This is a genomic window from Burkholderia sp. A2, assembly GCF_001729305.1.
Classification (GTDB): domain Bacteria; phylum Pseudomonadota; class Gammaproteobacteria; order Burkholderiales; family Burkholderiaceae; genus Burkholderia; species Burkholderia sola.
Genome location: NZ_LZXX01000079.1, coordinates 26,858 through 37,769 on the forward strand (window position 1 = coordinate 26,858; position 10,912 = coordinate 37,769).

General features: G+C 68.0%; 10 protein-coding genes, 1 tRNA gene and 1 pseudogene. 6 read left to right on the forward strand and 6 right to left on the reverse strand.

Translation table 11 applies throughout. From position 1 onward, the window contains the following. The first annotated feature begins 94 nt into the window (after window positions 1–94). Window positions 95–766: an O-methyltransferase gene (locus tag A9Z05_RS05860; protein WP_069617263.1), complete on the forward strand. Its 672-nt coding sequence runs from the start codon at window positions 95–97 to the stop codon at window positions 764–766. Window positions 767–775: 9 nt separating this feature from the next. Here the strand turns inward: A9Z05_RS05860 and A9Z05_RS05865 are convergent, their stop codons facing one another. The 4 genes from A9Z05_RS05865 to A9Z05_RS05880 all read right to left on the reverse strand — a co-directional run bounded on the left by A9Z05_RS05865 (window position 776) and on the right by A9Z05_RS05880 (window position 4,942). Further along, window positions 776–1,927 (reverse strand): DUF1176 domain-containing protein, encoded by a 1,152-nt coding sequence (locus A9Z05_RS05865; protein WP_069617264.1) that lies wholly within the window; start codon window positions 1,925–1,927, stop codon window positions 776–778. Window positions 1,928–2,187: 260 nt separating this feature from the next. Further along, a complete protein-coding gene (locus A9Z05_RS05870; RefSeq protein WP_069617270.1) occupies window positions 2,188–3,411 on the reverse strand; it encodes an RtcB family protein in 1,224 nt (407 codons plus the stop codon). A gap of 60 nt (window positions 3,412–3,471) precedes the next feature. After that, window positions 3,472–4,611: a slipin family protein gene (locus A9Z05_RS05875; RefSeq protein WP_069617271.1), complete on the reverse strand. Its 1,140-nt coding sequence runs from the start codon at window positions 4,609–4,611 to the stop codon at window positions 3,472–3,474. Window positions 4,612–4,869: 258 nt separating this feature from the next. Further along, a tRNA-Phe gene (locus tag A9Z05_RS05880) sits at window positions 4,870–4,942 on the reverse strand. Window positions 4,943–5,280: 338 nt separating this feature from the next. Here A9Z05_RS05880 and rtcR point away from each other — a divergent pair. Further along, window positions 5,281–6,897 carry an RNA repair transcriptional activator RtcR gene (gene rtcR, locus A9Z05_RS05885; protein WP_069617265.1) on the forward strand — a complete coding sequence of 539 codons (1,617 nt, stop codon included), beginning with the start codon at window positions 5,281–5,283 and terminating at the stop codon, window positions 6,895–6,897. A gap of 36 nt (window positions 6,898–6,933) precedes the next feature. Here rtcR and A9Z05_RS05890 read toward each other — a convergent pair whose 3' ends face one another. Continuing rightward, window positions 6,934–7,686, reverse strand: a complete 753-nt coding sequence (locus A9Z05_RS05890) for a bifunctional 2-polyprenyl-6-hydroxyphenol methylase/3-demethylubiquinol 3-O-methyltransferase UbiG (protein ID WP_069617266.1) — start codon at window positions 7,684–7,686, stop codon at window positions 6,934–6,936. Window positions 7,687–7,699: 13 nt separating this feature from the next. Next, window positions 7,700–8,326, reverse strand: coding sequence for a LysE family translocator (locus A9Z05_RS05895; protein ID WP_069617267.1), 627 nt, complete (start codon window positions 8,324–8,326; stop codon window positions 7,700–7,702). 166 nt (window positions 8,327–8,492) lie between these two features. Here A9Z05_RS05895 and A9Z05_RS05900 point away from each other — a divergent pair, with 166 nt between their 5' ends. From A9Z05_RS05900 to A9Z05_RS05910, 4 genes and pseudogenes are all read left to right on the forward strand, one after another. Beyond that, on the forward strand, window positions 8,493–9,293 hold the full coding sequence (locus tag A9Z05_RS05900) for a helix-turn-helix domain-containing protein (RefSeq protein WP_069617268.1): 801 nt from the start codon (window positions 8,493–8,495) through the stop codon (window positions 9,291–9,293). A gap of 120 nt (window positions 9,294–9,413) precedes the next feature. Further along, complete coding sequence (locus tag A9Z05_RS05905; protein ID WP_069617269.1) at window positions 9,414–9,833, forward strand: ATP--cob(I)alamin adenosyltransferase; 420 nt, start codon at window positions 9,414–9,416, stop codon at window positions 9,831–9,833. 108 nt (window positions 9,834–9,941) lie between these two features. Next, on the forward strand, window positions 9,942–10,090 hold a 149-nt coding region (locus tag A9Z05_RS37615), incomplete at its 3' end, for a LysR family transcriptional regulator (protein ID WP_256121864.1). A 3-nt stretch (window positions 10,091–10,093) separates the two neighbouring features. Continuing rightward, window positions 10,094–10,912: pseudogene (locus A9Z05_RS05910) on the forward strand (LysR substrate-binding domain-containing protein); the annotation flags it as partial.

The following is a 10,912-nucleotide window of genomic DNA, read 5'->3' on the forward strand; positions in this document are numbered from 1 at the left end:
GGAGCACGTGTGCGGCTGCCTTTAGAACGAATGGTTCGTTGCTTATGGCGGCGCGGCGCATAGAATGCGTTTTTCCGCAGACGAAAGGTGCGCGATGGATCAGGATCGGTGGAACCAGGTGGATGCGTATTTCTCGGCAACGCTCGTGCCGTCCGACGCCGTGCTCGACGCCGCGCTGGCGGCGAGCGACGCGGCGGGGCTGCCGGCGATCAACGTCGCGCCGAACCAGGGCAAGCTGTTGCAGCTGCTCGCGACGATCCGTGGTGCGCGGCGGATTCTCGAAGTCGGCACGCTGGGTGGCTACAGCACGATCTGGCTGGCGCGCGCGTTGCCGCCGGGCGGCTCGCTCGTGACGCTCGAGCTGAATCCGGCACACGCGAAAGTCGCGACGGAGAACATTGCACGCGCCGGCTTCGCGGAGGTCGTGTCGGTAGTGGTCGGCAGCGCGAAGGACAGCCTCGCGCGGCTCGTCGACGCCGGGGAGGCACCGTTCGATTTCATCTTCATCGATGCGGACAAGGACAACAATGCCGTTTATCTCGACGCGGCGCTGAAGCTGTCGCGGCCCGGCACGGTGATCGTCGTCGACAACGTCGTGCGCAACGGGCGCGTGGCCGACCTGGACAACCGCGAGCCGGACGTGGTTGGCGTGCGCGACGGGTTCGCGCGCCTCGCGGCCGAGCCAGCGCTCACGACGACGGCCGTGCAGACGGTCGGGCAGAAGGGCTGGGACGGGTTCTCGATCTCGATCGTCGGCGCCGCGTGAGGTGACGCGTCAGCGTGGGCCGCCGGCCGCATCGGCCCGGCGGTACAGCCGCGGCCATTGGGCCCGGAACAGGCCATTGCACGTACTATGCGTCGCGAGGCCGTCGAGCACGAAGCGCCGGCCGTCGAACACCCACGACGCGGTCGAGCCGCAATCGCCCGCACTGCGCAACCGGACCGTGCTCGACAGCGTCGCACTCGCGATATCGTACCCGGCATCGGTCAGCTCGTTCGCGAACGACGCCGAATCGAGTCCCGCATTCGCGTTCTCGCCGAAATTCATCGCCGTCGGCGAGTAGGGCGCAGTTCGCCGCACGCGATACCACAGGTCGGTATGGTTATACAGGCTGCTGGTCTGGCACGGGATCGCGACGAGCGCCTCGTCGGACGAGATCGCGACGGCTCGCGACGCCTTCCTGCGGTCGCTCGCCGACATTTCGTCTTCGACATCGGCCGCGCATTGCTTCACGTCGGCGCCGAATTTCGCGAGGACCGCATCGACGAGCGGACGCTGTTCGGCGGCCGACAGGGCCGAAGCGGGCGGCGGCGCGGGCGTGACCGCGGGCGGCAACACGGGCGCGGCCGGCACCGACGATGCAGGCTTGGTGCCCGGGCGCAGCAGCGCCGTGACCGTACCGACGCGGCCCTGCGTATCGTCGATCAGCAGCAGCGCGGCATTCAATCCCGACAACGGCGTACGCGCAGTGGGCGCCGACGCGGGATCGCCGAAACTCAACAGTTGTGCATTGCGCGCCGCGGCGAGCCACGCGGCCACCGTGGCCGGATCATTGGTCCGGATTCGGAACGGGCGGGCAACATCGTCGGTCTTGTCGCCGAACGCATGCCATTGCGCCGGCATTGCATCGAACGGTCGGCCGTCGACGCGTGCGGTGCGCAAGTCGACCGGCGCCGATGCGTAGAGGTCGAGCGACGGTTGCGCGTCGGGGCCGGCATCGCACGTCACGCGCAGGACCAGGCCGGTGCGCGCATCGTCGATATCGTCGGCGTGGCTTTCCGCGATACAGCGATTGCCGTTGTCGCAGACGACCGACCAGCTCTTGAACTCGCGTTCGACCGGCGGCCGCGACAGCGGACGGGCCTGCGTGACGATCGGGGAAGCGGCGAGGAGGACGGCGAGGGCGAGCGAAAAACGGTGCGACATGGCGGTTCGGATCGACTGGGAGAAAGCGGGCGGAAGATGCCGGACTGCAAGCACATCGTCAGCAAGCGGTGCAGGTCGAGTGCAGTGGCGCGAACGGCCTCCAGTATACCGCTGCCGAACGGATGATCGACGTGACGAAACGGTGCGGGGGCACGCACGTCATCGACCGGCACGCAAACGGCGCGATACCCGCAGGCACCGCGCCGTTCGTTTTCATCGCCTGTCGGCCGCCGCGCAAGAGCGTGGCGGGCGTCGCTGCGCTATCCCTTCACGCACACCACCTGACGCAGCGTATGCACCACTTCGACGAGGCTGCGCTGGGCCGCCATCACCGCGTCGATGTCCTTGTACGCCATCGGGATTTCATCGACGACGCCCGCGTCCTTCCGGCATTCGACGCCCTGCGTCGCCTTCGCCTGATCGTCGGCCGTGAAGCGGCGCTTCGCTTCGGTACGGCTCATCGTCCGGCCCGCGCCGTGGCTGCACGAGCAGAAGCTTTCCGGATTGCCGAGCCCGCGCACGATGAAGCTCTTCGCGCCCATCGAGCCCGGGATGATCCCGAGCTGCCCCTTCCGCGCGGACACCGCGCCCTTGCGCGTGACGAGCACGTCTTCGCCGAAGTGGCGTTCGCGCTGCACGTAGTTGTGGTGGCAGTTCACCGCATGCTCGTCGACCGAGAACGGTGTGCCGATCACGCCGCGCGCCGCGCCGATCACCGCATCCATCATCGCCTGCCGGTTGCGCCGTGCGTAGTCCTGCGCCCAGCCGACCGCCTCGACGTAATCGTCGAAGTGCCGGCTGCCTTCGGTGAAATACGCGAGGTTGCGGTCCGGCAGGTTCGCGATGTGCTGGCGCATGTCGGCCTGCGCGAGTTCGATGAACAGGCTGCCGATCGCATTGCCGACGCCCCGCGAGCCGCTGTGCAGCATGAACCACACACGGTCCGCTTCGTCGATGCACACTTCGATGAAGTGATTGCCGGTGCCGAGCGTGCCGAGATGCGCGTAGTGGTTCGTCTTCTCCAGCTTCGGATACTTGTCGACGATCCGCTGGAAGCCCGGTTGCAGCGACTTCCACGCGTCGGTCACGGCGGCCGGCGTGCGATCGCCCCATGCGCCCGGATCGCGGCGGCCCGGCGCGCGGCCGTGCGGCACAGCGCGCTCGATCGCGCTGCGCAGCCCACCAAGCGAGTCCGGCAGGTCGGACGCCGTCAGCGTCGTGCGCGCGGCCATCATCCCGCAACCGATGTCGACGCCGACCGCGGCCGGAATGATCGCGCCCTTCGTCGGAATCACGCTGCCGATCGTCGAGCCCTTGCCGAGGTGCACGTCCGGCATCACCGCGACGTGGCCGAAGATGAACGGCATTTGCGCGGTGTTGCGCAGTTGCGCGCGCGCTTCCTCTTCGACGGCGACGCCTTGCGTCCACATCTTCACCGGCTTGCCGTTCGCCAGTTCCATCACCTGATAATCCATGTCTGTCATTTGCTTCACCTGATTCATTTCGGAGCCGACGCCGCACATCCGCGCGGCGTCGGTCCTGCATTACGCGCCCTTGATGCTGACGAGTCCGTTCAGCACCTGGTCGAGACCACCGAACACCGAGATGCGGTCGATCCGTTCCGCGACGCGCTCGAGCGTTTCCAGCTCCTTGAGCCGCAGCGCGGTCGGGTTCTCTTCCATCACCTTCGCGGTGTTCAGCAGCGAACGCGTGGCCGCCGTTTCCTCGCGGCGGCGAATCACGTTCGCCTGCGCGGACTTCTCCGCTTCGACCACCTGCGCGAGGATCGTCTTCATGTCGCCCGGCAGCACGATATCCTTCACGCCGACGCTGCGCACGTTCACGCCCGAATCGTCGAGACGGGCACGCACCTGCGCGATCACGACGTCGTCGAGCGACTGCTTGTCCTCCAGCAGCTCGTCGAGCGAGCGCGTGCCCACCGCCGAACGCAGCGCGAACTGCAGCTCGCGATACAGGTGTTCGACCGGTTTCTGCAACTGGCCGAACGCGTGCAGCACGTCCGCGTAGCACCACGTCGCCGACAGGTTCAGCCGCAGCGCGACCTTGTCGCGCGTCAGGATTTCCTGCCCGCCGACTTCGATCGCCTGCAAGCGCAGATCGACGAGTTCGACCGCGACGTCGCGGTTGAAGCGCCAGAACGCCGACGTACCCGCGTCCAGCAACCGCTCGATCTTGCCGTCGATCTTCAGTACACCGACGTGGTACGCCGGCACCTGCGCGAGCAGTACGCCCGTGAGCCCCGCCACACCGCGCGCACGCAGCGACGGTTGCGCGATGCGCTTCACGAGCGCGGCCGGCAGCATGCTGTCTTGCGTGAGATCAACGCGCTCAAGCCGATGCGCGGTCAGGCCGCGCCAGTACAGCCGGCGCGTGCCCGGGGCCAGAATCTCGACGAGCACGTCGTCTTCATAGCGCAGGCCGGCTTCGTCGTCGGCGAGATCCATCGCGACGAAATACTGCGCGAGCACGTCCTGTGCGTCGTGACGCAGGTAATCGGCCAGCGCTTCGTCGGCGAGCGGCGCATCGAGACGCGCGGTCTGCACCGACAGGCGCTTGAACGGATCGAAGGCCTTGAACACGCCCGGTTCCAGCACCTTCACGAAATCGCCTTCGCTCATCAGCAGCGCGCGTTCGTTCTTTTTTACGACATGACGCTTCCACATATTTTTGTCCTTTTTTTCAATGACCGCCGGGTGACGCGCATCGGACGGATCGCGGTGCGACGCAACCGGGCGGGCGGCGCGCCGGCCCGGCGTCGAAGTGCACGACGACGCATCCTGCATCGCGTCGTCGTGCGCCTTCGCGCGGGCCGTGCGGCCGTCCGGCCGATCGCGCGGAACCGCAACCGGTCCGACGCGCGGCGGGCCTGTCGGCCCGCACCGGCGGGTACTGCTTTTCATACGAGACCGTCCTTGCGGACAGCGTTCGAGCGGGATTCGAACCCGCCACCGGCCGGCTTTCGCCGGCTGCTCCACCTGACTGAGCTTCCGAACAATGGGGCGCCCCGGGATTCGAACCCGGGCGAGGCATCCTGGCGCGCGCCCCTTTGCCTTCGTCTGTCCATGGCGGCATGCGCTGCCGCGACGAACGAGGTTCGGCGGCGGCGCACCAGCAGGGCTTGTTGAACCCTGGCTCGTGGGCCAGCGGGACATCCGGCGTCTTCTATTTAGCGAGGAGCGTGCCAGTGCGGGCAGGGGCCTTCATGAAATTTCCCAGGCGATTGAAAACAAAGGGAAATCTTTATTTCTCACCGCCTGATGGCGGCGCTTGTTGCTCCATCTCGCCATGCATATCCGATACAATCGGATCGCCTCTTATCCCATGAGATAAACATGCGTAAAACCGTCGCAATCGGTTTTCTCGGCATCGTGCTGGACCAGGGCGACCGCACGTCGCGTCGCTACCCGAAATGGCGGCCGACGATTTCGCTGTGCGAGCAGCCCGAACTGCCGATCGACCGGCTCGAATTGCTGTATCCGCAGGAATACGTGCGTCTCGCGCAGCACGTGCGGGACGATCTCGCGCGCGTGTCGCCGCACACCGACGTGCGGCTCACGCCGGTCACGATCCGCGATCCGTGGGATTTCGAGGAGGTCTATGCGACGCTGCACGATTTCGCACGCGCGTATCCGTTCGACCTCGAGCACGAGGATTACCTGATCCACATCACGACCGGCACGCACGTCGCGCAGATCTGCTGGTTCCTGCTGGCGGAAGCGCGCTACCTGCCCGCGCGCCTCGTGCAGACGGGGCCGCCGCAGCGGACCGACGAGGGGCCGAGCGGGCCGGGCACGATCTCGGTGATCGATCTCGACCTGTCCCGCTACAACCGGATCGCGCAGCGCTTCACGCGCGAGCGCGACGAAACGGTGTCGTTCCTGAAGGCCGGCATCGCGACACGCAACGCGCGCTTCAATGCGCTGATCGAGCAACTGGAGCGCGTGGCCGTGCGCTCGCGCGCGCCGATGCTGCTGGTCGGGCCGACGGGGGCCGGCAAGTCGTTTCTCGCGAAGCGCGTGTACGAACTGAAGCGCGGCCGGCATCGGCTCGCGGGGCCGTTCATCGAGATCAACTGCGCGACGCTGCGCGGCGACGCGGCGATGTCGACGCTGTTCGGTCACATGAAAGGCGCGTTTACGGGTGCGCAGTCGGCGCGCGCGGGGCTGCTGCGCGCGGCGGACGGCGGGCTGCTGTTTCTCGACGAAATCGGCGAACTCGGGCTCGACGAACAGGCGATGCTGCTGAAGGCGATCGAGGAAAAGCGCTTCCTGCCGGTGGGCGCGGACGTCGAGGCGACCAGCGATTTCGAGCTGATCGCGGGCACGCACCGCGACCTGCGGCAGATGGTGGCGGCCGGGACGTTCCGCGAGGACCTCTATGCGCGGATCAACTTGTGGACCTACGAACTGCCGGGGCTCGCGGAGCGCCGCGAGGACATCGAGCCGAACCTCGAATTCGAGCTCGACCGTTTCGGTCGCGAGCAGGGTGAGCAGGTGCGGTTCAACGTTGAGGCGAAGCGGCGCTATCTCGCGTTCGCGACATCACCGCGCGCGACGTGGGCCGGCAACTTCCGCGAACTGTCGGCGTCGGTCACGCGGATGGCGACGCTGGCCGATGCGGGGCGGATTACCGAGGCGCTCGCCGAGCAGGAGGTCGAACGGCTGACGCGCACGTGGTCGTCGCCGGGTGGCGCTGAGGCGTCCGATGCATGCGTCGACGCGGTGTTCGGCGCGCGTGCGGCGGCACTCGACCTGTTCGACCGTGCGCAGCTCGAACGCGTGCTCGACGTGTGCCGCACGTCGGCGAGCCTGTCGGAAGCCGGGCGCACGCTGTTCGCGGTGTCGCGGCAGAGCAAGAAGCAGCCGAACGATGCGGATCGATTGCGCAAGTATCTCGCGCGGTTCGGGCTCGATTGGGACGGTGTTCGGCGCGCGCTCGACGGCGTGTGACGACGAGCGGGGCGCGTGATGCCTGCGCTGCGCCCGTTACGCGCGGCAGATCGCGATGATCTCCGCGCTGGTCGCCTCGTCGAACGGGGCATGCTCCCAATCGCCGCACCAGTCGGCCGACGCGAAACCGGCCGCCGTCACGCGGGCCTGCAATTCGGATTGAGCGATGAAACGCAGCCGGCTCGTATTCGTCAGCACCGTATCGTCGCGGCGAAAGCGGTAGTGCGTGTCGAACGTCACGATCGCGCCGTCGATCGCACGCACCGCGTGATGGAGATCGACGATGCCGCATGCGTGCGACTCGACGCTGCGTGCCGACTGCGCGGGCGTCCATGCTCGCCACGGTTCGGTACGCGGGTTGCGGGTGTCGAACAGGAAACGGCCGCCGTCGGCCAGCACGCGTCGCACGCCGCGCAGCGTCGCGTCGATGTCGTCGTCGCTGAGCAGGCACTGGAACGCGTGCCCGGTCATCACGACCGTATCGAACGGCGCGCCGGGCGGCAGGCCGTCGAGCGCGCACGCGAGCCAGCGTACCGCGTCGGCGCCCGGCTGGCGTCGCGCGTAATCGATCATCGCCGGCGCGGGATCGATCGCGACGACGTCATGCCCGGCCGCCGCGAGCCGTCGCGCGAACGTGCCGGTGCCGCAGCCGAGATCGAGGATGCGTTGCCGGGCGGCGCCGATCGCGGCGGCGTAGAACGCGAAGTCCCGATCGCCCGCGTTGAACAGGTCGTACACCGCGACGAGGCGCGGGTCGGTGTAGAGCAGGTCCGCGGCGACGCGCGTCATGTGGCGACGCGCATCAGCGCTGCTGCACGGCCACGCGCAGCCCGAGCGCGATGAAGATCGAGCCGATGATCTTGCCCTGCCAGCGCGTGAGCCACGTGAGCCGCTTCACGATGCGGCCGAGCGGCCGGATCGAGCATGCGATCAGCGTCGTGTAGAGCGAGCTGAGCACGACGAAGATCAGCCCGAGCACCGCGAACTGCGCGAACGTCGAGCCGCGCTCCGGGTGCACGAACTGCGGCATGAACGCGAGAAAGAACAGCGCGGTTTTCGGATTCAGCACCTCGGCGGGAATCGCCTGCAGGTACGCCTTGAGCGGCGTGACGGGCGACACCTGCGGCAACGACGGGTCGGCAGATTTCTCCAGCAGCGCGCGTACGCCGAGATAGATCAGGTACGCGGCGCCAATCAGTTTCACGACGTTGAACGCGAGCGCCGACGTCATCAGCAGCGCGGACAGGCCGACGGCCGCGAACAGCGTATGCACGAAGTCGCCGCTGGCGACGCCGAGGCCGGTCAGGATGCCGGTCTTGCGGCCGCCCTGCACGGTGCGGCTCAGCACGAGCAGCACGGCGGGGCCGGGAATCAGGAACAGGCCCAGAACGACGGCCGTGAAGGTGGTCAGCGTGGTCAGGTCGAACATGGCGGCTCCGGCAGGTTGGCGCAGCGGCGGGGATCTGCGGATTGTATTCGGTTCGGCGCGTGGCCGCAGACGGCCGTTTTCAAACGGCGCGGCCGCGCCGGCGCCTTTCTGGTATAAGCACGAAAGGACGCGCCGGCGTCCGGCTTTCTTCTCAACCCGTCGTTCCATGCGCGACCTTCCACCGATCACCGATCCCGCCGCGGACGCGGACGTCTATCACGTGCCGCGTCCGCTCGTGGTGTTCGGCGGCTCCGTCGTCGAGCCCGAATGGCGGCTCGAGCGGCACAGCCATCGCCAGGCGCAACTGCTTTACACGCTGACCGGCGTCGTCTATTGCGAGATCGACGGCGGCGTGTGGACTGCGCCGCCGCAATGCACGGTCTGGATTCCGGGCGACGTCCCGCATGCGGCGCGTGGTTCGGCCGGCGCGACCTTCTACGCGGTGCTGGTCGAACCCGACGCGGCGCTCGAGCTGCCCACGCGCTGCTGCACGCTGGCCATGTCGCCGCTGTTGCGCGAACTGCTGCTGAAGGCGGCCAGCTTCCCGAACCTGTACGACGTCGACGGGCCGCAGGGGCGGCTGGTGGCGACGCTGCTCGACGAACTCGTCGCGGCGCCGGTCGAGGATCTGTACCTGCCGATGCCGGCCGACCGCCGGTTGCGCAAGCTGATCGACCATTTGCTCGACGATCCGGCCGACAAGTCGCCGCTGCCCGAACTCGCGCGGCGCGCGGGCATCAGCGAGCGCAGCCTCACGCGGCTCGCGACGAAGGAACTCGGGATGAGCCTCGGCGACTGGCGCCGTCGGCTGCACGTCGCGCTGTCGCTGCGGATGCTGACAACCGGCCGCCGCGTGCACCAGATCGCGATCGATCTCGGCTACGAGAGCGCGAGCAGTTTCGTCACGATGTTCCGCAAGGCGACCGGCAAGTCGCCCACGCAATTCCTGACCGACCGGCAACGCTGACCGTTCACGCGGCGCGCTCGCGCACGTTTGGCCGGATTGAAAAAGCAGTTGGCCGGGATGAGAAATGACGCATCGGGTCTCGATCCATAAGATGAGAATCGTTCTCATCTGGAGGTCGACATGCAAATCGTCACGACTGAATTCCCGTTTGTCTGGCTGCGTTACAGCGGCTCGACCCACACCGATCCCGCTCACCTGATTGCCGAACTCGACGCGTTGCTCGCGCGCCGCGAGCGCTTCGTTTTGCTGACCGACGATGCGCCGTCCGGCGACGATCGCGCGGACAACGATCACGAGATGCGCAAACAGCTCGCGAAGTGGAGCAAGGCCAACCGCGCACTGTCGCGCGAACGGATCCCCGGGATGATCGCGATCGAGCCCAATGCGGCGCGGCGCGTGGCGCTCAATGCGTTTTCGGGCGCCTTCGAGAAGGTTTGGGGCTATCCGCTGAGCGCGGCGGCGAGCCGCGACGACGCACTGGCGCTCGCGCAACGGCTGCTCGCCGAACCGGCGCCCGGCGTCGCGGCGGCGAACGCCTGACCGGCGGCCGCGCGGGTCGCGCGGCTTGCGCCGACATCGGCATCGACATCGACACGCACGGTGCGCGAACGCGCGCCGCGGCATATCGCAACCACGCAGAGGTGTTGGGTGGACAATCCGATCCGTGCGATGCGCATCTTCACGCGCATCGTCGAAATGAACAGCTTCACGCGCGCGGCGCAGGCGCTCGGCATTTCGCGCGCCACGGCGACGCGCACCGTGCAGGAACTCGAGGCGGCGCTCGGCATGCCGCTGCTNNNTGCTGGTGCGCACGACGCGCGCGTTGCGGGCGACGCCCGAAGGCGACGCGTATTACCGGCGCTGCGTCAGCATCACCGCGGACGTCGACGAGCTCGAAGCGAGCATCCGCGGCGCCGCGCTGCATCCGAGCGGACCGTTGCGCGTCGAATTGCCGGCGTCGGTGGTGGGCGCGATCGTGTTGCCGGCGCTCGGCGCATTTCATGCACGGCATCCCGATCTCGAGCTGATGCTCGCCATGGCCGGGCGCGCGGGCGATCGCATCGGCGACGCGATCGACTGCAGCGTCCGGCTCGGTGCGCTGCCCGATTCGTCGCTCGTCGCACGCCGGCTCGGCTCGCTCGAGCGCGTGACGTGCGCGAGCCCCGCGTATCTCGACCGCTTCGGCGTGCCGCGCACGCTCGACGATCTGGATGCGCATCGCGTGGTAGCCGGGTCGCACGTGTCCGGCCAGCGTCCGGGCGAGCTCGAGTTCGTGGTGGACGACGCGGTGCGCAAGCTGCAGCTCGACGGCATCGTCAGTGTGGACGACGAGCAGGCGTATCTCGCATGCGGCGTGCACGGTCTCGGGCTGATCCAGCCGACGCGCGTCGCCGCGCAGCCCCTGATCGACGCGGGGCGGTTGCGGGAAGTGCTGCCGCGCTGGCAACCCGATGCGCTCGCGGTGTCGGCCGTCTATGTGAAGCGCCCGCATGTGTCGCCCGGCGTGCGGGCGTTCGTCGAGTGGATTGCTGAGCGGTTCGTACAAGCTGGGCACGAGCAGGAAGGGCTGGCGGCGGCGGGTGCAGTGGGGTGGCGGCCGGCGATGCCGGGTGCGGTTG